The sequence below is a fragment of the Aciduliprofundum boonei T469 genome (assembly GCF_000025665.1).
GTDB lineage: Archaea > Thermoplasmatota > Thermoplasmata > Thermoplasmatales > Aciduliprofundaceae > Aciduliprofundum > Aciduliprofundum boonei.
Genome location: NC_013926.1, coordinates 1,419,541 through 1,443,461 on the forward strand (window position 1 = coordinate 1,419,541; position 23,921 = coordinate 1,443,461).

20 protein-coding genes, 1 tRNA gene and 1 rRNA gene are annotated in these 23,921 nt (G+C 37.2%); 9 read left to right on the forward strand and 13 right to left on the reverse strand.

All coding sequences use genetic code 11. The features are described from left to right. The first annotated feature begins 47 nt into the window (after positions 1 to 47). The 4 genes from mutS (at position 48) to ABOO_RS07485 (ending at position 5,904) form a co-directional block, all read left to right on the forward strand. Positions 48 to 2,534 carry a DNA mismatch repair protein MutS gene (gene mutS / locus ABOO_RS07470; protein ID WP_008084133.1) on the forward strand — a complete coding sequence of 829 codons (2,487 nt, stop codon included), beginning with the start codon at positions 48 to 50 and terminating at the stop codon, positions 2,532 to 2,534. Positions 2,535 to 2,805: 271 nt separating this feature from the next. After that, positions 2,806 to 4,283 (forward strand): 16S ribosomal RNA (locus ABOO_RS07475). 83 nt (positions 4,284 to 4,366) lie between these two features. Continuing rightward, positions 4,367 to 5,461: a hypothetical protein gene (locus ABOO_RS07480; RefSeq protein ID WP_008084134.1), complete on the forward strand. Its 1,095-nt coding sequence runs from the start codon at positions 4,367 to 4,369 to the stop codon at positions 5,459 to 5,461. After that, on the forward strand, positions 5,458 to 5,904 hold the full coding sequence (locus ABOO_RS07485; protein ID WP_012997437.1) for a hypothetical protein: 447 nt from the start codon (positions 5,458 to 5,460) through the stop codon (positions 5,902 to 5,904). Before ABOO_RS07480 ends, ABOO_RS07485 begins: the two co-directional genes overlap by 4 nt. Here the strand turns inward: ABOO_RS07485 and ABOO_RS07490 are convergent. Genes ABOO_RS07490 through ABOO_RS07500 form a run of 3 tightly spaced genes read right to left on the reverse strand, consistent with a single transcriptional unit; the run spans position 5,828 to position 12,629 of the window. Beyond that, positions 5,828 to 7,384 (reverse strand): hypothetical protein, encoded by a 1,557-nt coding sequence (locus ABOO_RS07490; RefSeq protein ID WP_008084063.1) that lies wholly within the window; start codon positions 7,382 to 7,384, stop codon positions 5,828 to 5,830. The genes ABOO_RS07485 and ABOO_RS07490 overlap by 77 nt on opposite strands. Beyond that, the gene (locus tag ABOO_RS07495) at positions 7,381 to 11,616 is read right to left on the reverse strand and encodes an FtsX-like permease family protein (RefSeq protein WP_008084106.1); all 4,236 of its coding nucleotides are present in this window, start codon (positions 11,614 to 11,616) and stop codon (positions 7,381 to 7,383) included. The genes ABOO_RS07490 and ABOO_RS07495 overlap by 4 nt, the downstream gene beginning before the upstream one ends. Then, positions 11,613 to 12,629 (reverse strand): ABC transporter permease, encoded by a 1,017-nt coding sequence (locus tag ABOO_RS07500; protein WP_008084071.1) that lies wholly within the window; start codon positions 12,627 to 12,629, stop codon positions 11,613 to 11,615. Before ABOO_RS07500 ends, ABOO_RS07495 begins: the two co-directional genes overlap by 4 nt. 43 nt (positions 12,630 to 12,672) lie before the next feature. On the opposite strand from ABOO_RS07500, the gene ABOO_RS07505 reads away from it, so the two are divergent. Genes ABOO_RS07505 through ABOO_RS07515 form a run of 3 tightly spaced genes read left to right on the forward strand, consistent with a single transcriptional unit; the run spans position 12,673 to position 15,241 of the window. Further along, the gene (locus tag ABOO_RS07505) at positions 12,673 to 13,323 is read left to right on the forward strand and encodes an ABC transporter ATP-binding protein (RefSeq protein WP_012997438.1); all 651 of its coding nucleotides are present in this window, start codon (positions 12,673 to 12,675) and stop codon (positions 13,321 to 13,323) included. Next, complete coding sequence (locus ABOO_RS07510) at positions 13,313 to 14,032, forward strand: hypothetical protein (protein WP_008084073.1); 720 nt, start codon at positions 13,313 to 13,315, stop codon at positions 14,030 to 14,032. Before ABOO_RS07505 ends, ABOO_RS07510 begins: the two co-directional genes overlap by 11 nt. A 57-nt stretch (positions 14,033 to 14,089) precedes the next feature. Then, positions 14,090 to 15,241, forward strand: a complete 1,152-nt coding sequence (locus ABOO_RS07515) for a magnesium transporter (protein ID WP_008083990.1) — start codon at positions 14,090 to 14,092, stop codon at positions 15,239 to 15,241. Positions 15,242 to 15,302: 61 nt separating this feature from the next. Here the strand turns inward: ABOO_RS07515 and ABOO_RS07520 are convergent, their stop codons facing one another. Genes ABOO_RS07520 through ABOO_RS07530 form a run of 3 tightly spaced genes read right to left on the reverse strand, consistent with a single transcriptional unit; the run spans position 15,303 to position 18,040 of the window. After that, positions 15,303 to 16,151: an RPA family protein gene (locus tag ABOO_RS07520; RefSeq protein ID WP_008084077.1), complete on the reverse strand. Its 849-nt coding sequence runs from the start codon at positions 16,149 to 16,151 to the stop codon at positions 15,303 to 15,305. Positions 16,152 to 16,153: 2 nt separating this feature from the next. Next, positions 16,154 to 17,431 carry a Single-stranded DNA binding protein gene (locus ABOO_RS07525; protein WP_008084159.1) on the reverse strand — a complete coding sequence of 426 codons (1,278 nt, stop codon included), beginning with the start codon at positions 17,429 to 17,431 and terminating at the stop codon, positions 16,154 to 16,156. Between the two features lie 9 nt (positions 17,432 to 17,440). After that, positions 17,441 to 18,040 (reverse strand): DNA-binding protein, encoded by a 600-nt coding sequence (locus ABOO_RS07530; protein ID WP_012997439.1) that lies wholly within the window; start codon positions 18,038 to 18,040, stop codon positions 17,441 to 17,443. A 98-nt stretch (positions 18,041 to 18,138) separates the two neighbouring features. Between ABOO_RS07530 and ABOO_RS07535 the strand changes: the two genes are divergently transcribed. Then, a complete protein-coding gene (locus ABOO_RS07535) occupies positions 18,139 to 18,603 on the forward strand; it encodes an RDD family protein (RefSeq protein ID WP_008084046.1) in 465 nt (154 codons plus the stop codon). Here ABOO_RS07535 and ABOO_RS07540 read toward each other — a convergent pair. Further along, complete coding sequence (locus tag ABOO_RS07540; protein ID WP_012997441.1) at positions 18,592 to 19,029, reverse strand: ArsR/SmtB family transcription factor; 438 nt, start codon at positions 19,027 to 19,029, stop codon at positions 18,592 to 18,594. The two genes, ABOO_RS07535 and ABOO_RS07540, sit on opposite strands and share 12 nt — an antisense overlap. Positions 19,030 to 19,031: 2 nt before the next feature. After that, on the reverse strand, positions 19,032 to 19,580 hold the full coding sequence (hsp20, locus tag ABOO_RS07545) for an archaeal heat shock protein Hsp20 (RefSeq protein ID WP_008083992.1): 549 nt from the start codon (positions 19,578 to 19,580) through the stop codon (positions 19,032 to 19,034). A 210-nt stretch (positions 19,581 to 19,790) separates the two neighbouring features. Between hsp20 and ABOO_RS07550 the strand changes: the two genes are divergently transcribed. Then, positions 19,791 to 21,044: a DUF401 family protein gene (locus tag ABOO_RS07550; protein ID WP_008084158.1), complete on the forward strand. Its 1,254-nt coding sequence runs from the start codon at positions 19,791 to 19,793 to the stop codon at positions 21,042 to 21,044. 200 nt (positions 21,045 to 21,244) lie between these two features. Here the strand turns inward: ABOO_RS07550 and ABOO_RS07555 are convergent. From ABOO_RS07555 to ABOO_RS07575, 5 genes are all read right to left on the reverse strand, one after another. Beyond that, positions 21,245 to 21,318, reverse strand: a tRNA-Arg gene (locus ABOO_RS07555). 8 nt (positions 21,319 to 21,326) lie between these two features. Beyond that, the gene (locus ABOO_RS07560; protein ID WP_012997442.1) at positions 21,327 to 22,187 is read right to left on the reverse strand and encodes an RNA-guided pseudouridylation complex pseudouridine synthase subunit Cbf5; all 861 of its coding nucleotides are present in this window, start codon (positions 22,185 to 22,187) and stop codon (positions 21,327 to 21,329) included. Continuing rightward, the gene (gene cmk, locus ABOO_RS07565; protein ID WP_008084042.1) at positions 22,168 to 22,707 is read right to left on the reverse strand and encodes a (d)CMP kinase; all 540 of its coding nucleotides are present in this window, start codon (positions 22,705 to 22,707) and stop codon (positions 22,168 to 22,170) included. Before cmk ends, ABOO_RS07560 begins: the two co-directional genes overlap by 20 nt. Next, positions 22,704 to 23,375 (reverse strand): DUF106 domain-containing protein, encoded by a 672-nt coding sequence (locus tag ABOO_RS07570; RefSeq protein ID WP_012997443.1) that lies wholly within the window; start codon positions 23,373 to 23,375, stop codon positions 22,704 to 22,706. Before ABOO_RS07570 ends, cmk begins: the two co-directional genes overlap by 4 nt. Further along, a complete protein-coding gene (locus ABOO_RS07575) occupies positions 23,372 to 23,917 on the reverse strand; it encodes an adenylate kinase (protein ID WP_012997444.1) in 546 nt (181 codons plus the stop codon). The genes ABOO_RS07570 and ABOO_RS07575 overlap by 4 nt, the downstream gene beginning before the upstream one ends. Positions 23,918 to 23,921 lie beyond the last annotated feature (4 nt).

Here is a 23,921-nt window from a genome sequence, read left to right on the forward strand (position 1 = left end):
CATTTTAAGGGAAAGGGTTTAATATCAAAATTCAATAGCAACGATAAATGGCTACTCCTCTCATGAGGCAATATCATAGAATAAAGGCGAAGTACAAAGATACAATATTATTTTTTCGTGTGGGAGATTTCTACGAAACATTTGAAGATGATGCAAAACTAGTTTCAAAAGAATTGAACATAGTGCTAACGAGGAGAAGCAAGGATGAGCCTGTGCCTATGGCTGGTATACCATATCATGCTCTTGATGCATATTTGTCTCGTCTAGTTAAAAAGGGCTACAAGGTTGCAATATGTGAGCAACTGGAAGATCCAGCAAAGGCGAGAGGACTGGTTAGGAGAGATGTAGTGCGGGTAGTCACTCCTGGTACATTGATTGAAGATACTTTGCTAACGGAGGATAACAATTTTCTTTTTTCAATTTATAAGCATAAGGAGATTTATGGATTTGCTGCATTAGACATCTCCACAGGAGAGTTCTTTGCTGGAGAGTTAGATTTTTATGGATTAAATGCAGAAATTCTGCGTCTTCAACCCTCCGAAATACTATCCAATTCGAAATTAAATTTGGATTTTCAAATTAAAATATTGGCAGAAGAATATTACAATGATTATGAGAAAATCTTAAAAGAGCATTTTAAAGTGGCTGAATTAAGTGGTTTCGGAATAGGAGAATATGGTCTGAGGGCTGCAGCATCTGCTCTGAAATATGCCAAAGAGAATACGATGAACGATTTAAAAAATATAACATCTCTACAGGGTTATTTTAAAGATAAATATCTTATTTTAGATTCCACAACTCTTAAAAATTTAGAAATTTTTCATAATGTACTGGGAGAGGATAAATACACTCTTTATCACACAATGAATAAATGTGAAACACCCATGGGTGCAAGATTACTAAAAAGATGGATGCAAAGACCATTGAAAGATATAGATGAAATAAACGATAGATTGGATGCCGTAGAAGAGCTCGCCAATAAGCAGCTTCTTCAAGATTCCATTCGTACAATCCTATCAAGAATTAAAGATATTGAAAGAATAAAAACTAGAGTATCTTTGGGTAGAGCAGCCCCCAGAGATCTAATCTCTTTGAAAGAGAGTTTAAAACAAGCCGATAAATTAAGGATTAATTTCGAATCCAAAATCCTAAAAAATTCAGCCTCAAAAATTTATGGTATAGAGGGCATAATTGAATTAATTGAAAATGCAATAAATGGGGACTATCCTGTGGGTGAAGGAGTAATAAAAGAGGGGTATAACGAAGAATTGGATGAGATAAAGCGTATTGCTTCAAATGCAAAATTGTTGATTGGAAAGATGGAAGAGAGAGAAAGAAGGAACACAGGAATAAAAAATTTGAAAATAGGATACAATGATGTTATGGGTTATTACATAGAAGTTAGCAAATCAAATCTCTCCAAAGTACCTAAGCATTACAGAAGAAAGCAAACTTTAAAAAATTCGGAGAGATTCGTTACCGACGAGCTTAAAGAATTAGAGTACAAAATTTTAAGTGCAAAGGATAGGATTTACGAAATTGAAAACAAAATTTACAGGGATATTCTAAAGAAGCTTGGAGAGATGATAGATGTAATAGAGAGAACTGCTAAGAGTATAGCCATAATTGATGTCATTTCCTCCCTTGCAAGAGTTGCACTTGAGATGAACTACACAAGGCCTGAAGTGGATGAAAGTATGGACATAGAAATCAGAAATGGTAGGCACCCGGTAGTAGAATTGTACACGGATTTTGTTCCCAACGATACCCATATTAACTCAGATGCTAGGTTTATAATCCTTACAGGACCAAATATGGCAGGCAAGAGTACATATATGAGACAAGTGGCCTTGATAGTGATATTAGCTCAAATGGGCTCATTTGTACCGGCAGATTATGCCAAAATAGGAATTGTTGATCGCATATATACCCGTGTAGGTGCTAGCGATGATATTACCCGAGGAAGATCAACATTTATGATGGAAATGGTTGAACTTGCAAACATCCTCAATACAGCCACAGAGAGATCCCTAATACTTCTTGATGAGATTGGGAGAGGAACAAGCACCTACGATGGTTTAGCCATCGCTTGGAGCATAACGGAGCATATTCATAATTCCATAAGAGCTAGAACTATTTTTGCCACTCATTATCACCATCTTATAGACCTGGAGAATGTTTTAGACAATGTGAGAAACTATCATATTGCTGTAAAAGAAACTCAAGATGGTTTAATTTTTGTAAGGAAAGTTATGCCCGGTGGGATGAGCAAGAGCTATGGAATTGAAGTTGCAAAGCTTGCAGGAGTTCCAGAAAAGGTTGTTAAAAGGGCAAAGGAAATATTGAATCTGATAGAAGAGGAAAAAGTAATAGAGGTTAGAAGAGGAAAGAAGATAATTCAAACGATGCTATTTGGGGAGGAGAATTGTTCTGATATTCTGGATGAAATAAAAAGAATGGACATAATGAATCTCACTCCCTTGGAGGCACTTAATAAACTAAATGAGTTAAAAAGAAAAATCGAGAATAGGTAAAAAGTTTCATATATAACATACTCATAGGGGCAATTATCCAATGCTCATGAAGTAGAGCGAAAGGGATATATATTGGTTGCTCATTAAGGGCTTTGCAGTACAGCCAAAAGGCGCCAGATGCGATAAAATGAGCCTCTGGGTTCCATGGCTGTACATAATTGTGGGGATTTGAGAAAAACTTCCCCTATGGGATGGAGCTCTCAAATCCGACGCTCGATAGGTGTGCAGACTGCGGTCTGTCGCCGATACTCTCCAAGTGTTAGGCGGATCAACTCCGGTTGATCCTGCCGGAGGCCACTGCTATCGGGCTCCGACTAAGCCATGCGAGTTTAGGGGCTCCTTCGGGGGCACCGGCGGACGGCTCAGTAACACGTGGACAACCTACCCTCGGGTGGGGGATAACCTCGGGAAACTGAGGCTAATACCCCATAGGGGAAAGGTACTGGAAGGTCCTTTCCCTGAAAGCTCCGGCGCCCGAGGATGGGTCTGCGGCCTATCAGGTAGTTGGTGGTGTAAAGGACCACCAAGCCTGCGACGGGTACGGGCCCTGAGAGGGGTAGCCCGGAGATGGACTCTGAGACACGAGTCCAGGCCCTACGGGGCGCAGCAGGCGCGAAACCTTCGCAATGCGCGAAAGCGCGACGAGGGGAGCCCGAGTGCCCTTCCTTTTGGGAGGGCTTTTCCGGAGTCTAAAAAGCTCCGGGAATAAGGGCTGGGCAAGACGGGTGCCAGCCGCCGCGGTAATACCCGCAGCTCGAGTGGTGGCCACTATTATTGAGCCTAAAGCGTCCGTAGCCGGACCCGCAAATCCCTGGGTAAATCCTGGTGCTCAACATCAGGAATTCCGGGGAGACTGCGGGTCTTGGGACCGGGAGAGGCCGGAGGTACTCCCGGGGTAGGGGTAAAATCCTGTAATCCCGGGGGGACCACCTGTGGCGAAAGCGTCCGGCTTGAACGGCTCCGACGGTGAGGGACGAAGGCCAGGGGAGCAAACCGGATTAGATACCCGGGTAGTCCTGGCTGTAAACGCTGCCCGCTTGGTGTTGTCGGTCTCTCGGGGGCCGGCAGTGCCGGAGCGAAGGTGTTAAGCGGGCCGCTTGGGGAGTACGGCCGCAAGGCTGAAACTTAAAGGAATTGGCGGGAGAGCACTGCAACGGGAGGAGCGTGCGGTTTAATTGGATTCAACGCCGGAAAACTCACCGGGGGCGACCGGCACATGTGGGCCAGGCTGACGACCTTGCCCGAATAAGAGCCGGAGAGGTGGTGCATGGCCATCGTCAGCTCGTACCGTAGGGCGTTCACTTAAGTGTGATAACGAGCGAGACCCCCGTCCCCAGTTGCCACCTGTCCCTCCGGGGGCAGAGCACACTGGGGAGACCGCCAGCGCTAAGCTGGAGGAAGGTGGGGTCAACGGTAGGTCAGTACGCCCCGAATCCCCCGGGCTACACGCGCGCTACAAAGGGCGGGACAATGGGTTGCGACCCCGAAAGGGGGAGCTAATCCTGAAACCCGTCCGTAGTTCAGATCGAGGGCTGTAACTCGCCCTCGTGAAGCTGGATTCCGTAGTAATCGCGGGTCAACATCCCGCGGTGAATGCGCCCCTGCTCTTTGCACACACCGCCCGTCAAACCATCCGAGTTGGCTCTAGGTGAGGCCCTGTTCTATGGGCAGGGTCGAACCTGGGGTCAGCGAGGAGGGTTAAGTCGTAACAAGGTATCCGTAGGGGAACCTGCGGATGGATCACCTCCTAAGTTTGCGACAGACCGCAGGCACATTATCTATCGAGCGTCTCACTCCGCAAAATTATTAAAACATCCCTTCTTTTCTCTATTATGGCACACAAACTGAAAACTGCAGCTAAGATTTATTCTGCCCTTTTGACGATAGCTAAAATTGCAGTTATTATTCTCATAATTCTAGCCCTATACTCATTTCTAGTTGAGGATGTTCAAGTCGTTAATGTTGGCAAGCCATTTTTTGAATTTGAAGGTTCAAAATTGATAATAAATGTTCCTGTGACCATTAAAAATTATGGATTCTACAATATAAGTGATATATCTGTCCACTATGAGATAAGAAACAAGACAACAGAGCTCATAACTGGAGAAGATTTAATTGGAAATATATCTACAAATAGCATTGATACATTCGATGTACCCATAGCCATTAACTTTCAAGAGTTATACAAAAAAGAGTATCCAAACTTATATCATTTCTATAACAAGGATATTTTAGATGCAAATATAACGATATCTTTAGGGTACATGCTAAATCTTGTTAATATATCTATAAATTTAAATCACACATTCCAGTGGACCCCGCCTATAGAAAGTGCATCAATTTATCCTCCAAACAATGTTAAAATGAGTTCCAACAATCTTTCATTTGATATACCTTATCACATAAAAACAGCAAGCTATCTAACAGGGAATGCTAAGATAGACGGAAAAATAGAGAATAACGGAAAAACTTACGGTAGCTTTACAAGTAATATACCTTTGGGAGAGGATTACAAAGGTAACATCAAAATGGAGGTTAACTCAGAGGATTCTCGATATATGCTCACTCACTCCATTCCGCTCCAAATGATTGGAAACATAACAATATTTGGTTTTAAAGTTCCATTCAGATATAGTTATCATTGGGGCGCACCATTAGAGAATTTAACCTATAAGATCTTAGAAAATCGCACAATTTACTATTCTTTTACAAACGCTGCCAATTACTCACTATCCTTGGATATTGACAAAATATATTACTATCACAACACAGAGGTTAAGAAGGAATACACATACATGTATGTGGCTCCTGGAGAGCATGTTGAAAAATATGAGAAAATCACAGTTACACAGCCAGTCGATAAAATAGAGATAATCTTCTACGATGAAAACACAGGAATATCTTACAAAGAGGTGATAAACTTATGAAGCTCAAACCAATTTTAAATGCAACTGGAAGGTTCTTTCTTATCATTCTCCTTCCAATACTCTTTGTGAAGTATTTTAATGAGTATTTCTCATACTTAGGCGTTAGTTTGAGAGAGTATGGCATTCCAATAATAATAACTGGACTCATATATATCTCTTTTAGATTTTTAGAAGAATACTACGAGAATCCAAAGTACAAAATGATTTTTGGGGGAATTGCCTTAGGAATGATAATCTTCTGGACTTATTATCTCCTCAACAGAGGAGTTTTCTCAGTTAATGTTGAAGGTATCAGAGTAACCATATACTACTACCCATTACTCGTCATTCTCATCATATTTATGCTCCTTCGCTACCCTGAAATTTTTATGAAGTACTATTCAGAACTACAAAAGTACGACCGGAAGAAAAAACAACAGAGTTCTGCTCCAGAATCCTTGTAACATTTACTTTAATTGGAGCCATAGGACACATTTGAGCACCTTTGCTCCAATAAGATCCAATTAGCCAGATATTACTGCTGGGAGTTAAATCATTTTTCAATAGATATGGCAAATTTCTGGATGCATTTATATCAAATTCGTTTTTTGCTACAAGTCCCAATTTATCATCTGTTGCTATGCTCCTATTTGAAAAGTGCTCTTTTATCCATTTTGCTCCATGAAGCTCGTCAGGATAAATAAAATATGAAACACCAAAGGCTTCCGAGGTATGATACGCTATAGGTGTGGTAGATGCGAGAACAATAAACACTATGGAAAAAACAACAGTATATTTTTTGAATTTAAATGTTCCAACAGCCAAGGATGTATGTGTTGCAGGATCTAGAAAATCATAGGTTCTACTCACTGTATTATATGTCCCCGGATCAAAGCCATGGAGGATGAAAAACAAGATCATCTGAAGAGGGACAAGAAGAATCGCTAAAAATGCCTTTCTTTCCTTATAACTCGTAGTACTCAAAATATACAATCCTACGGCGATTAGAGAGATAAGCACTACATATCCTATGGTATATTCAAAAGTTGTTTGATTGAATAGCATTGTATGTGAGAATATTGGAAAGGAAAAATAAAAGATATAAAATGCGAAAGGTATAGAAAATATAACGGCGATATACCATATTTTTATTTTCTTATAAGTAATATTCATAACTTTTATCCCGGCGAGTAAAAACAAGAAAAATAAGGATAAAAATAACCAGAGTGATGAGGATGGAGATAACTGATTCAGTCTATCAAAATGTCTAAATGAATAATAAAGTGTCATATAGGCCCATAAAATAGATATGGCAGAAAGCCATAAATAATCCTCTTTGCTCATTTCCAAGTGTTCTTTGTACTTTTCATATAAGTTCAATAACTCCGTTAGGGTTATAATCATATATGTAAGAAGTGCCACATAATGATGAGTTAGAGGAAGAATGAACAATAGGAATATGCTAATTGCATTTTTCTTTCGATAAGCGTATATGGCAAATGGCATAAGCACAAATCCAACAGCTTCCTTCCATACAAGAGCTGTTTGGAGAACATAGGTACCACTAATAGCAAAAAATGAGGCTGTTGCAATTGCAATATCTTCTCTTTTGGTGAATTTTTTAGCAACCATATACCATCCAATTACAGATATTGATGTTATAAAGGGAAACAAAAACGGTAGAAAATGCATAACATTAATTCCTGTGAGCTGAGAAATTGCAGCAGATAAAGCATTAAATAATGGTGTTACAGGCGTATGATGATTATTGTATGTTACTCCAAATGGAAATTTTAAATTGCCATGATCTGCTATAAACTGTGAAGCCCTGGAATCTGTTAAAGCATCAACATTGTATGGGATAGATGTTATAAAGGCCGGATATATCCTTATTACAACGGACAATGCATAAAGTGTAATCAAAGCCACCCATTTCCCTTTCATTTCAAAACCTCCTCCAATGTTGAAATTTTTTCTGAGCGTTCACTTCCCATCAGATAAATAATTTTAGAATGGAATATATTTCTAAAGATTAAAAATGTTGAGAATAATAGAAATCCAATACCAACCAAAATACTATCTATTACCATATCCATATTAACTATGACTATTAGTGTGTGTCCAAAAGCCCTCATCAAATTGAAATGCTGTATTGCCAAAACCGAAATAAATCCAAAGAATATACCTCCAAGTATGGCAGGTGTCAAGTATATTAAAATCTCTTTTGATGCTATCTCCAGAATCTGTCTATTACTAGCGCCTATCATTCTCAGGATGGCAATAGTATCATTTTTGATACCTTTAAGCAAAGAGGAATATAAGCCAAGGGAAACTAGTATTATCGCTATAGTAAGGAGAGCATATATTATCAAGAGAAAATTTCCCTCCGAAAGTTGAAATCCTTTATATATAACCTCTTTTCCACCGGTTACTTTTAAATTTTTATCGTACTTCAAAAGTAAATCCATCGGTAATTTCTCAACTGGTATCTTTGTAACTTTGAGAGTCATAGTTATATTGTTTACCTTTATTGTATGTGAGCCCTCTTTCATATATGGTAACTGTATTGTAAAACTCTTTGTTTCATAGGAGTTAAGATATGTGTTTATTGTGGTATATAAATTTCCATCTATGTAAATCCTTACTGTGCAGTTCCCTTCATTCACTCTATTCTTTATTATTATATTTAATATTCCTCTCTGATTCTCCGTTATATTTGATTTATAAAGACTTGCATTAATCTCATACTCTGCAATCCCAACAACTTCTATTTCGGCGCTCATATTTGCTATGTTTCCATTAATATCTTCGGCGTAAATAGTAACATTATGAAGGCCAGGAGAGAAGTAATATATTGAAAGATTTAGAATACCTCCACTCTCACCATATATCATCTTGCCATTCTCTTCGCACCAGATTTTTTCTGTTTTCACATTATCATACGCCTTGAATATAACAGTATTATTCCTGCTTAAAACATTATAGGTATTTCCGACTATAATTGGTGGATTTTTTTCACCTGTATTATTTATGATCAATATGATTTCTGAACTATTAACATTGCCTGAAAGGTCTTCTACTCTCACAAATCCCTCATAAGTTCCCTGTGGCACAAAACTTATATTATTACCATTTCTAAACATCGTCGGAATTTTAATTCTATCGCCTATATTCTCAAATTTCTTTCCAAAAATTTCAAGGGTGGCGTTATAAACTCCAACATTGTCAGATAAAAATACGCTGGTCGTATTTCCTCCCCAAATTTTAAGAGTTTTATTCAGTATTCTTGGAGGAATATTATCCTTGACCAATAAATTATATTGTACTGATGCAGTATTTCCATTAACATCCATTGCAAATATTTTTGCATTTATGATTCCATACCCCAATGTATCGGCCCTGCAAGTTATATTATTTCCATTTACAATAATTACAGGAAGATTATCAACCTCAATCCACATAGTGGCAACTTTTACATTATCATATGCTTTAAAAGTCAAAATATCTGAGGCATTACATTTTGTTGCATTTGGTAAAAATATTACCGGAGGTATATTCTCATGGGCATTATTAATCTCAATATGTACAATTTTAGATATACCATTATCAAAAATATCTTGAGCACCTATTTTTAAGATATAACTCCCTGGAGGAACATATTCCACGGTATTGTTTTTTCCATCAATATACTCTGTAGGTATAACAACCTTACTCGTACCATTAAACCATTTTCCAAAAGCGTAAACTGATAATTTTTTCATATAAACATTATCCTCTGCCTGGACTATTATAGATTCACCACTGAAAATCGAGGAGGGTACTGGAAGAATCGTTGGAGGCTCTTTATCCGTATAGTTCTTTAATATCTTTCCTTTCAGTTCCATAGAGTTGTTATTCACATCCATAGCAACAACGGTTAAGTTATAAAGACCATCATTGATTTCAGAATAGTTAAGAGATAATGTCACATTATTATCACCATAGCAAGACACATTCTTTATGATACTATCATTCTCATAAAAGACCACATATCTCAAGCCAACATTATCATAAATTCTAAATGTGAATGATTTGGTTGGAGAACCAAAAATTAAAATCCTTGGTCCTAAAATGATTGGTGGCATTTTTTCATTTGTATTATTTATATCCACATAGAAAGCTGTCTCATTTACATTTCCAGATGAATCAATAGCTATAATCTCTCCCTGATAAATGCCAGGAGGCATAAAATAAATGTCTGTACCATTTCTAAACATAGTTGGAATAGTTACACTTAAGCTCTTCACATCAGGATTATCAGAAGAAGCATTAAAATACTTTTGAAAAATGTACACAGTGAGATTCTTCATTTCTAAATTATCAGAAGCGATTATCGTAAAACTCTGCCCACTCCATATTTTGATTGTGGATGAGTTCTCATCCCTCGATAATTCATCCTTGAATCTAGAAGCTCTATTTCCAATTATAATTTCTGGTTTTATTACGTCAGAGGAATACAATACCTTAGGTTTTATTATTTTATGGGCTGAAAAATTCATAATGTTCTTCGCGTAAATTTCAACTTCAAAATTTTTGTATTTTACATTTACAGTTATATTATATGTATAATTAAGTATTCCCTTTTCTAAATTCTGGTCTAAATATACATCATGCCTATGTCCATTAATATAAAATGTTATGTTCTTAAGAGGAATTTCACTCCATACATTTATTGTGAAATTTCCGTTGTAATATACTCCAGATTCATTGCTTATATAGGAGGATATGTTAACAGAATAATTTTTGCATATGTATACAATATATGTTGCATTTCCCATGGTCCAATTTTCGACCACATAAATATCTATGCTATGCATTTCACCCAAATTTCCAAGCAGAGAGATCGTTGAATTTGAACTTCTTATCAACCCATTATCTATAGAATAATAAAGAGAAGCGTTATTCTCAAATTTCAATTTTATATCTTCATTTTTTTTGAGGAAAATAACACCCTTCACAGGTTCGGGATAAATATCAGAGGGATTTATCAAATTCGCTTTTTTGAAAACTTTAACAGCTATCGTTTTATTTTCATATCCATATTTATAAAAATATATTGTATATAACCCTCTTTTAGGAAACTTAAGGGTTATTGAAGAATTGAAATTATAAACTTTATAATAACCTTTACTGGATACTCTCAAAGTAGCATCATTTATAGGAGAATTATTTATGGAGTAAAAGGAGAATAATGTAGGCGTATCTACATATGTAAGAGTTTTTCCTTGAAATATAACAGGCCTATTAGCAACTAAAATTTTATATGAATAGGTATAATTTAAAACACCATTCTCGACATATGCCTTTATCTCAGAGTTGCCAACATAATTTGCTTTGAGAGTTATGTTAAAACTCACATTCTTAGTTACATAGAGATTTCTTTTTATAGTAATATTCTGAAAACTTAAATGAAATATGCAATTGCCCGGATTGGCTCCAATATTTTCTATTTTAACACTAACATTAAATTTATTATCAAAATAAACCTGGCCAGTGGTATTTAGAGTAACCTTAAATTTAGGATAATTTGGGTTCATCAATTCGTGAGCCCTTTCTACATCATTACTCTTAAACCTTATCATAGAAATTGTACCTTTTTTCAATCCAGCGAGCGTTTGGGCAGTAGATAAATCAATTAAGATTTCATCATCTGTAGAATCATTGGTTTTAAACACTCCAACTATATGGAGTATAGCTAAAGAAGCTTGAAATGCTCCTCTAACTGTGAGATTCTCCCCAAGATGCAAATGCATATAATAAAACAAGCTTTCTCCCACTATGGCATCGTTATCATTTTTCGGCATACTACCCTTTACCAACCTTCCATTTTCAATTTTTAAAAATTTTGAAAATATAACCCCTCGTAGGGTAACAGGCTCCTTGTGAATAGTTGTAAATACAAAAATTTCAGGACTAACCGCGTTTATGTAAGAAGTATTTTCCAAGGCATACGCTAAATCTATATTTAAATTGCTTCTAAGGGGATTTTTATCAGTAGATGAAGTCAAAACATAAATATCGTTTTTGCCCATTATTTCCTGAGGCATGGCAAATATAGAATTAAGTGATACAAATGTGGATGTGAATAGAATTAAAAGGATTATTATAGGAACAATGATAGATTTCTTGAGTATCATTTCATCATCCCCCTCATTCCTTTAACAATGTTAACCTTATTTGCAGTGAGTAATGGTTGTATTATTCCAAATACCGAGCCAACCAGTATTATTATTAAGGGAAATGCAAAAACTTTGAGTGGTATGTATATAACAAAGTATGTTAATATTCCTGTAAAAGGAAAAACTGCTGCTACAAGATAAGCTATAACTATTCCTGCAGAAATTCCTAAAAGCATACCGGATACGCCAATGTAAAGAGAGCGAAGTATGTAAATCGCATCTATATTTTTAGTTGTTGAACCCAACGCCCTTATAATCGATATTTTTTTTACACTTTCCCTTATCTCTATGGTTAAGAGGGAATTAATAAAGAAATATACTGCAACAATTGAAATCAGAGCCAATAGTAGCAAATCGGTAGTTATTTCTTCGCTGCTCTTGAAATAAAAATCGCTTAGACCGATCATAGAGCTTGTGTGGAATCCATCAATTTTTTCGTTTTTATTAATAATTACAAAATTTGGATTCTTCCTATATTTTTGAGCAAGAGTGTAATTTATAATCCCCCAGTAAGCAGGGAATAGAATTAGAGAGTGTATATTTGCAATATGCAAACTGATTGTGGATGAATTCAAAACCACATTAATCTCATTACCTATTTTATAATTTTTAAAATCATCGCCCAAAATTATATCTCCGTAGTTGCATTGAAAGAATGAGGATAGTACTTTATGGGGGTCATATATGCCGACTAAATAGGTACTTTCATTATCAATTTTAGATGGAATTACATATACATACGCACCATTTATATTGTCTGATATGGGTACAGAACTCCTTAGAATGTTCTCATTTGAGTAAATCATATAATAACGAGATTCGAATTTCTCTACCAACTCCTTGTTACTAATTTCAAAACTATAGGTGATTATAGATGTGGATGTGATAAACATAATGACCACAGCAATAGCCATTATTGTAATTTTAGATCGTCTTTTTAAAGATATTACATACCTCAAAGGTGCAATCATTTAATCCAGTAAAAACTATATACATTTATTAAATTTACTGCTCGTGCATCTTCAAGCTTTGGATATTCACAAACATTATGGAAAAAAGCCAGTTTTACGAGGAGCCAGTTTAAATGTAGAGCGGGGAGATATAGTCATGATAAGAGGGCAATCAGGTATAGGAAAAACCACTTTTTTAAATATAATTTCAGGAATAGACCTTCCAGATAAGGGAAGAGTTATAATCGATTCTAAAGATATAACCAAGATGAGCGAGAACGAAAGGGCAAAGTTTAGATTACACAAGATAGGACTAATCTTTCAAAGCATGAACTTAATAGAGGATTTGAGCGTGATTGAAAACATTGCGTTGCCATTAAAACTTGCGGGAAAGAAATGGAAAAAAAGAGTGAATGAGCTTTTACAATATCTTAATATAGAGAATGTAAAGCATTCATTTCCAACTGAGTTGAGTGGTGGAGAGATGCAGAGAGTAGCCATAGCAAGAGCTATTGCAAATGAACCTGAAATATTAGTTGCGGACGAGCCCACCTCAAATCTTGATGATGAGAATACAGAAAATATTGTGAATTTATTAAGAAAAATAAATAAAGAGATGAATATGAGCATAATAATTGCAACTCATGACCCCAGAATGGAAAACTTGGATGCAAAAAGATTCTTTATGAAAGAGGGAAAACTGTATGAAGGATAAATATTTGGTAGGCATTCTTACTCTTGCATTCTTCTTGATTTATTTCGTTCCAAACACCATTGCGAAGTTCATTGCTGTTGCATTCCTCTTATTTTTCTCTCCAGGATTTTTCACACTGAGAATATACAAAAAAATAAATAGAGAAGAATTGCTTCTAATAGCGCCCCCATTAAGTTTAGGTATAAGTGGCTCTATAGCCCTACTTCTAGCTGCTTTTTCCATTCTAAATTATGAGACAATGTTGATATTTCTTGGGGCATATATAGCTATTGCATTCCTGCTATCATCCTCTGAAGATATTGGAAAATTAAACCTTGAAAAACCTCACAAAATCGCTGCCATTGTAATTTCTCTCTCACTCATCTTACTCTCCATATGGCTATATGCAGACTTAACTGCACAAAGTTACAGGGAGATAGATATAGCTATAGAAAATTGGCCTCATAATGCTACCGTGGGTGAGAACTTGAGCTTTGATATATATGTTAAAAATTGGAATTATGAGAACGCACATTTAAGCTTGCAATTTAAGATGAACAATAAAACTGTAAAATGGGAAAATTTCACTCTGGGCAAAGGAGAATTTAGGCATTTTATTTTTGAGTGCAATGCCTCACATCCTGGCAAAAATCTCGCAACCTTCAATCTATATCTGAATGGAAGTTTTTACACTAATGTTCATGTTTATTTTGATGTAAAATCAAAATAGTTACTATTTTATACATAAACATTCATCCCCCATCTATGTGCATGGGAGGTGGTGGCGATGAACCGCCACCTAGATATAAAGCTCATAAAGGAGTCTCTTCCCGCACTTCTTCTCGCGTTAGTTGCAGATAGCATTGCTGGATATATTATGAATCAATCCATTAATGTATTTATTGCGGTTCCTGGTCTTCTCATGATGATTCCTGCCCTGCTGGATATGCGTGGGGATGTTTATGGAGCCTTTATTTCAAGATTAGGCTCAGCTCTGCATTTGGGAGAAGTTAAAAGCTTGAAAGATAAAAGGGTAAAAATTGAAATTGGTGCAACAAAATCCCTTGCATATTCATCAGCTTTAATTGTTGGAAGCGTGGTCGGAACATACATCTCAATATCCACAGGCAACTTTTTTTATCTTCTCCTCCTACCAGGAATCATACTTATTACCCATTTATTCACTGCCACCATTATGACTCCATTAACTGCTTACATTGGAGTAAAAACATTCCAAAAAGGATGGAATCCGGATAATGTAGGCGTACCTCTTATCTCAAGTATTGGAGATATGGTAAGCGTTTTCTTTATTGTGACTGTAGCATTGCTTCTACTTTACACTTCAAAAATACCTTTCGCCTTGCCGATTATAATTTTTATAGCGTTGCTCTACGTTGTAAATATACACCGTAAATCTTTAAAGAATAGCATTGGAAAGAAAATCTATACACAGAGCATGCCAATTCTTCTTATCATTGCATTTTTAGAGCTTATTACAGGAAGTATGTGGGAAGGAAATAAAATTGCTATAATCCTTCTGGTAATACCTGTGGTTAATGAGACTCTTGGAAACATTGGAAGTATTTTCTCATCAAGGTTAACTTCCTTCATTTATTTGGGGTTTGTAGAGCCAAAAATTTTACCTAGGGGGAGATATTTTTATAGAGAGGTTCTCTCTCTAACTCTCCTATCCTTACTTCTATATTTGATAATATCATTATTTGTAATATTCATCTCTCGGGATATTAGAGCTGTAGCCATGGTATGGATTGGTGCATTCCTTTCAATATTCATTCTCATTCTCATAGCCTACTATCTCACCATAGGAAGCTTAAAAGCAAAATTGGATCCAGATAATGTAGTTGTACCAGTTATAACCACTTTGGCAGACATAGTGGGAACAGCTTCCTTACTATTTGCCTACTACCTCATTTTCTAAAATAGTGATTTTCAAATAACTATAACGACCTTCAATATTGTTTCATAATTAAATAAAAATATTATATTTTTTTAAATTTGCCAAGATAGGGCTCGTATATTTCTCCCTTCTCTTGAAGGGAGAGAAGAATCTCATCTAATTTCTCCTCATCCAGTCCGGATTTCTCCAATAGTTCCTCATAGGATACTCCCTTTCCATCCCTGTCCAATTCATCTATAAGTTGGAGTACTAAATCCTCCTGCTCAGCGCTCTCTTCTGTAACTTCTTCCTCTTCCACTGTGGGAAGCTCATAACCCATTGCCCTATACTCCGGAAGTAAGTGCTTCAAAGCATCTTTAAGCATATCCATATACCTTTCCACATTTATACGTTGGTACTTTTGCAAGGCTAGTATTACTCCCTCAGAGAGTTTCTTAGAGAATCCTAAGGAAACTAGCTTATCTACCGTTGGCTCATCCATCTTAAGTGCCTCGTTCATAGCATCAATTCTTATCTTCAATCTCCTTGCAGTATCAAATACCCAGTAATCTCTCAAAATCTCATTTACAACCTTTACTCTCTCAGGTACAACGGATACATACATCAAGTCCTCCCTTGGATTGTAAACATTCACCTTACCTACAACTGCAACAAATTGTGGAACTTTGACCGTCTCAAGCAATTGTCGTGCATCTGGATTGAACTTCCCTGCCAGGAGATAAAAAGCACCCGTTTGGTCTGCAATTCTTGCTTTAACGATTTCATCGGTTATCAACCTTACTTCTGTTAAAACCCCCACTATGAACAAACGACTTATCTTTGCTCCTAAGGGAGTTATAACATAACTTGGAGTCTTCGGCTCCGTTGCTTTTATGTAGTACTTTGAGGAATTATACTCCGCCGCAAAAACCCTCCAAGCTGGCTCTCTCATAATCACCACCCCAACTCCTCAAGTAGATTTTCAGCGTTCTTGGCTATATCCTCAAGATTTATGAAGTCAAAATCTCTAACTAACATAGTCAGACCGTATTTCTCTTTTGATATTACATTTCCCCTCAATCTCATAGGGACTGCTATTAATTTTTCTTCAATCATCTCCCTTATAACCATCATATTTCCAAAATTCTCTTGCACGATGGATATTGCCTTATTCACATCTATACCGAGAATCTTCTCAGTTTGCTCTCTATTGAATATGCAAATCATTCCGCCAGTGCCATCATCAAGGACTGCTTTTATCCTCAAATCTGGCTTGGGAGTCACCTTACCATGCACTGGGCAAATCGTGGAAGTTAGAACCCTTCCACATTCTGGACATCTGTAAATCAATCCGCTTCCTTTCTTTACATCAATTATAACTCCTTCAACAAGAACATTGAATCCCCCTTTTCCTTCCAAGCTCTCCAATGTAACTGGAATCTCTCTAACATCTATATTCTCTTCCCTTTTTTCTATGCTCGCTCTCGGATCAAACACAAGCTGAGGCATACCCCTAAATGTTCTCACATAGGCACCAGAGATACGGAGCACATCCCCCTTATGCACTTCTATATCCCAAGCACTAAATGGAATTTCGCCTGTATCATCGCCTATTATGCCTTCATAAACTTTTCTTGGTACTCCATCAACCATTACTTCCTTGGGATTTGCTTCAAGTATCTTACCCACAACTTCTACAAAACCCATCTTGGGATGCAATTCAACTATTTTTGCAGGATTGATTGTTGTTTTCACATTAACCGAATTAGGAGGCAAAAGAGAGAGCTTTGTGTTATTACCAAAAACAAGTTGAACTTTTCCTTGCCATTCTCTAGTATACGCGTTTTTAACCTCTACGCAATCTCCCTTGCGCAATTCCACATCTAATTTCCAAGCGGTAAAGGGTATAGTACCCGTCTCATCACCCACAATTCCATAGTACATTTTCCTATTTATTCCATCAAGCTCATACTCCTTTGAGTTTATTGTTATAACCTTTAATTTTATATCAACTCTTGCATCATTCGGGCCTAAATCCACAACCTTTTTCTCATTATTTGTGAGCTTGGAAGGATCCCCTCCCAATTTTGATACTATACTTCTCTTTGCCTCTATAATTGGCACTTTGAAATTTACAATCCAATTGCGAAGCTCCTTTGCTATCGTCTCTCTATCCACTTTCCCCCCAAGGATATTGTATATATCATCAACATGCCTGTCAAAATCGTCCATCAAATCACCTCACATATAACCCTTAACATCCTTGTTCATGCTCTTCATAATCTCATCAACTACTTGCTCAGCATCCTTCTTATTCAATCCAACTCTTTTAGTGAGGAATTTTATCAAATCATCTCTGCTTGCCCCTTCATTCAACCGCTCTTTAACCATGCCTACAAGACGGGCAAATAGCTCATCTCGAAATTCTTCCTCCATATCAAGTGCCTTCACCATCATGTACATCCCTGTAAGTATAGATGCTATTGAATCTTCAAACATACCCTTGTTGAAATACTTCTTTCCAAGATCTACCTGAAGCACAACCTCTTCATTTATGCCTTCCAAGGCAAATTTTAGATAATCAACCCCGCCATTTAGAATCATAAGAGCCCTTATTATCCTCAACCTTTCTTTCAGCTCTTCAATTGCAGTTTCTATTCCCGTGTATACCCTTAACCTTATGAAATTTTCATCTTCCATAACATTCAGTATGAATGGAATCTTAGGATGCTGGGCCACAAGTGCATTTCCTTCTCTTTCCACATTCCAAGGCAAATCCACAAGGTCCTGGGCATCCTCTGTACCCTCCTTCAACCATTTTTCTATATCATCTAAGAGCATAAGCATAATATTGAGGAATAGTATAAAAACTTTGCAACGAGAAAAATATTTATGCTGTTACAAACATATGCCTGTGTATGCAAACTGGCTTTGACATTATGGAATACGATAAAGCGCTTAGAACATTATGGGCTAAAAGGATTTCCGCCAGTTTTATTGATTTCGTCATAACTTTTGCAATTGCCTATGAACTTGCTTGGGTATTTAATTGGAGTATCGAATCTGTCCTTTTTATTTGGCAGGGCATAATATGGTTCGTATACTCTGCAATTTTTGATGCCATTAATGGTAAAACTCCTGGAAAGTACATATTTAGAATTCGCGCAGTCTCATTTATCGGCTCTCTAGATGTCTGGAAAGCTATAGGAAGAAACGCCACAAAACTAAATTGGATTATTTACATCGCAGATATAATTGCTGGGTTAAGCACTGAGGGGGAACCAAGACAAAGATTTTCAGAGAGGTTTTTAGATTCATTGGTTATCTCAGAGTTCAAAGAGGAGAGAAAAATAAAAACATTTAAAATAGAGGAGGAAAAAGAGGAATTCGAATTACCTGAGTAATTTTTTTATTATTTGCTCTTTCATTTTGAGAAGCTCTATCCTTCTCTTTTCAATCTCTTTAATCTCCTTTTCAATTCTATCCAATATCTCTCCAAAATCTTCATCCTCTAATTTAAAATCTCCCTCATCATCTAAATCGTATTCCCTAATTTCAAAAATTCCTGGAGCCACATCAATTATTATCGAAAAGCTCTTGCTTACTTCATAAAGCTTGCGAGGCGCACCCATATCACTCTTTTCCATACCTGCTTTTTTGATTATTTTTGATTTTTCGAGAACATCTAAATGTTTTACTATCGCCTGCTGCGATACCCTTAAATCTTTAGCCAGTTGAAGGGCATAGTGGCGCCCTTCAACCAGCCTTTTCAGTATCTCCCTTCTAGTTTGATTTTCGATTGCATTTAAAAGCTCGTCTATGGAGCTCATTTTCACTTGACCTTTATCTTCCTTCCTTTCTTCTTCTTTGGTTCTACCCTCTCGAACACCACATCGAGGATTCCATTTTTGTATGTTGCTTTAGCACTATCTGGTTTGACCTTTGCCGGAAGTTCTACTTCCTTGTAGTACTTTCTCTCTGGAGTATCAACCTTAATCGTTAGGACATTGTTATCCTCGTCCAAATCCAATTCTATATCATCCTTTGTAACCCCTGGCATCTCAGCGGTGATGCTTATCGTTTTATCGTTTTCCATCACATCAACAAGGGGCTCTCTGTACCCTTCCATACTCTCTTCCCTTATGCCAAATCTGCGTGGTACATTGCCAAATTCTTGAATCTGTGGTTTTCCATCTGGGCCTATGCGCATGCTGAATCCATAGACATACGGACCTTTGACCTCTCCTCTGCCAAATTCTCTAATCATCCTGTTCATCCACTCCTCCATCCTTCTTATCTCCTTTTCTATGTCAAAGTCAAAGAAATCATCAAAGAATGGATCCCTCCAATCATCATTATCCTTTTTTCTCCTTATCACCATTTTTACCACCTCCAGTTATCAACTTTTAGTTTACAACTATCCTTATTACAAGCCAGTATATAAATTTTTCTGAGAAAGTTTATATGTGTAATTGGCATATTAAATACGGGAAGCGCATCCCATCCCTTCTGGCATACTTCTTTTATTTTTTTGTTTTAAAGTTTTGTATGGCTGTGCAAGTTATAAATATTCAAAAACGATAACCCTCCAATGAATGCCAATCTTGGATTCCTGATGATTCTCATTTCGATAATCATAATAATAGTACTTCCTAGATTCAAGATTCATATAGCCATAGCCATAATGGTTGGTGCCTTATTCCTCCTATCTGTTTTGGGTGCTGATTGGTATAAGGTTCTTATAGACCTTGCTAACTGGCATAATTTCTGGAGAATTATTGTAATAGTCTTTCTATCCCTGCTCATCGTAGCTCTTATGGAAAAAATTGGATATCTAAATATGATGGTTGATTCAGTCAAATCCCTAGCCGCTTCTTTAGGCGCTTCTATGGTCTCCATTTCCGCCTTTATAGGCCTGCTACCAATGCCGGGCGGTGCGTATGTATCTGCCCGTCTAGTTGATTCTCTCGCTAATGAAATGAAACTGAGCCCATTAGAAGCTACTTCTTTAAATTACTGGTTCAGGCATCTATGGGAATATTGGTGGCCATTATATACGGGTGTGATCGTGGCCTCTGCCATATTTGAAGTTACCATTCCAGATTTCGTTATTCATATGTTCTTCCTTACAATACTGGCAATACTGGGAGGCTATATTTTCATATATTACCCCATTATGCGAAAGAAGAATATTAAAAAAGACAGAATTAAAAACGGAAAATCAAGAGAGTTTGGAAAACTCCTATACTCCTCTTGGCCCATTTTAGCAGTTATGCTTTTAACTCTGCTGGGAGTGCCATGGATACAAAATGGCAGAATTGTACTTCACAGAGTGGACTTATTTTATTCGCTTCTCTCTGTTGATATAGTCCTTTTGTTGATGCTCGTGCATAATAAGAGATACAAAGATGCAGTATACGGATTGAGATTTGCTTTAAAACCCACATTTCTTGGAGTGACATTCGCAGCCCTATTTATGAAGATAGCTGTACTACAAACAAATTCAATGCAATATACATATCAATTTTTCAATATGTATGGCATTCCCCCGTTCGTTGTTATAATCTTACTTCCATACCTTGCTGGACTTATGACTGGGGTTACAGTAGCTTATGTGGCTGCCACATTTCCGCTTCTGCTTCCTTACATTGGTTCTCCTCCAAGTTTCACTGCCATCGCATTAGCTTACGCTTCTGGATATGCAGGACACTTATCCTCTCCCGTTCACCTATGCTTAGTTCTTTCCGCACAGCATTTCAAAGCTGATGTATACAAGGTAATAAAAAGGGTGAGCCCGGCCATTATATTCGTAGTTGCAATAGTCCTAGCTATATACTTAATTTGATTCCTCTCAAGCTTCACCCATTCTTTTAAATTCGTGTAGATGAAACATTTTTACTTCTTTGCGGATAAAGCACATTTATTCTTTCCAGGTAAAGCCGCTTTTTAGGAACTACCAGCAAGTTCCTTTACCTCCTGTCACCGAAAAAGAGAATGTTCCGAAGGGAAGGGTTTGGAAAGGGAAACCGCAGGTGTCCCTTCCAGTGGGCCCGCCGGGATTCGAACCCGGGTCGTGGATTCCGAAGACCCACAGTCTATCCTGACTAGCCTACGGGCCCATTAAATTTCAGAATTTCTTTGGTTCCATCACAACTCTAAAAGGTTTAGCAATGATATTATCTTCCAAAACTACAATGGAAACTGATATGAGCTCGCCATCCGAAGTATAAAGAGCAACATAGTTCCCTTTCTCCACATTATCCATCTCAGTTACTCCTGGCTTATATAGAGGAGCACCATGAGCTAAAGCATTCACCGCAGAATCCTTCACTATTATCTTGGGAAGAAATGAAACTATATCCTCAGCAGGTCTAATTATGTCCCGTATATATTTTTCCTCTCCATTCTCTTTCCAAAATATGTAAGCATCTAGCAAATCTTGCAAAGTATGTGCATCCTCCTCCCTAAAATGTCCAGTGGCGGTTCTGCGTAAATCTTCCATATGAGCACCTATACACATTGCCTCCCCTATGTCGTTGCAGAGAGTTCTTATATATGTGCCAGATTCAACTTTAGCCCGAAAGAGAACATCCCTATCTAATAAATCTAAAATCTCAATAGAGTAAACTTTTCTCTTTCTTAATCTCCTAGCAACTGCAGATCTCAAAGGAGGAACCTGATAAATTTCTCCTTCAAATTCCTTCATTATCTCCCTTACCTTATTTTCATCAAAATCTTTATGAAAGCGCATAACTCCCACATATTCCTTTGGAACAAGATGAAGAAGATTAATGAGCTTAGTAGCTCTTCCTAAACCCACTGGTAGCACTCCTGTTACCTTTGGATCAAGAGTTCCAGCATGACCTGTCTTGTTTATATGCAATATGTCACGAACCCACGCGCTTACCTGATGACTTGTGGGACCTTTTGGCTTGTCTATTATGACCACGCCGAAATTTAGTAGATCTTCAACGCTGCGCTTCAACACCACTCTCCTCCATTATAATTTTAGTTATCTCTTCAGGAGTTAAATTATCACTATCCACTATTAAATCATAAATGCTCAAATCATCAAAATCTATATTATAGATTTTTTTATATCTTAATTTTTCACTCTCCTCACGGTAAACCGTCTCCTCTTTTACCTTTTCGAAAGAACCACCTTCTCTTCTCCATATCCTTTCAATACGCACAGGTAGGGATGCATTAACATACACTTTGAATGCCGGAATTCTATTTAAATATGCAAGCCATCCACTTAATCTAGAATCTAAAATTATATTATCGTTTTCCTTTGCAAACTCGATCAATCTTCTATCAATTTCCCTATCAACATCCCAGTTATTTTCAGCATATTTGCTAAACTCTACCAGGTCCATATTATGCTCCTTAGCCATATCTCTAAATATATCTCCTCCGGATATTAACTTATATCCCAATTTTTTAGATAGAATCTTAGCCACTGTAGTTTTTCCGCTTCCCGGTGGGCCACTAATTGTTATCCTCATTCTACCGCCTCAATCTCAGCTGGGAGTTCTTTAACCTTTTTTCGGAACTCCATATACTTAAATATATATGTAACCACCCAGCTGAGTGGCATAGTAAAGGCAGAATATATCAGGAGCCAATTTGGAAACAAGTACTGAACTCTATTAAGCTCAATTACATTGCTCCAAGGTATGGCTACAAGGGTATAATGTGCCTTTGTTTGGAGAAATATCCAAAGCCATGTAAAGATGGATATAACAATGAACATAGTAAACATGGTGGCTTTCATACTGTTGCTCTGTATCTGCATATTCTCTGCCATATTCTTTGTCTGGATCTTTTTGAGTTTTTCTATTTGATTCACATCTTGCTTTCTCACTGCCTCTCTGTATACCTTGTTAAAAGCTTTCATCTTCGCTTGCATTCTAGCCATACTTATCCAATCAGTATAATGGTGTCTTGCCCAAGTATTAATTAGAGTCACTAAGAGCCCTGTGGCAAGAAAGGTATAAAGCGGATAATTATAATTAAAAGCAAAGAGAGGCTCTAAAATAACTCCTGCCGCCATGCCCAATGCTTCCCTGAGACTTGGGATAAACAATACCATAAACATAAGGAGAGTTATCATCATATACAAACTGCTCATACTTGATTGTCTAGGAACTGCTGAGGGCACCTCTTCTGTCATTTTAAAGCCCCCATAAATCTATCGACCGCTTTTTCCAGCTCTCCTTCATTATTCTTCAATATCAACACCGTTGCTCCTGTATAGATAGAACATGCAAAGGCAGTATATCTATTTACCTTTAAATGCTCCTCTATATCCTCTATGCCCTCAAAATCCCTCTTCCTCGTTGCATCTCTTTTTCTTCTTTCAAATATTTCAGCTGCACTGGCTTCTATTACAACGATCATCTCCGGCTTCATCGCATCCAGAACCCATTTTGGCAATCCAGGAAAGTATCCTGCAGGAGTTTTTATGGTTAAATGTGTATCAACAATCACATCATTCATCTTGGCAATTTCCTCAGCAGCTCTTCTTTGAAGATCTCTTTGAGTAGATACTGGCAATTTTCTCATCTCATCTCTATCATTTACCAATCCCTCTGCTTGAGCCATTTCAAACATTAGAGTACCATAGTTTACAATAGGATATCTTGATCTCTTCGCCACTTCATTCAATATACTCGTTTTTCCGACTCCAGGCACTCCTGCAGCCACAACTCTCATTTTT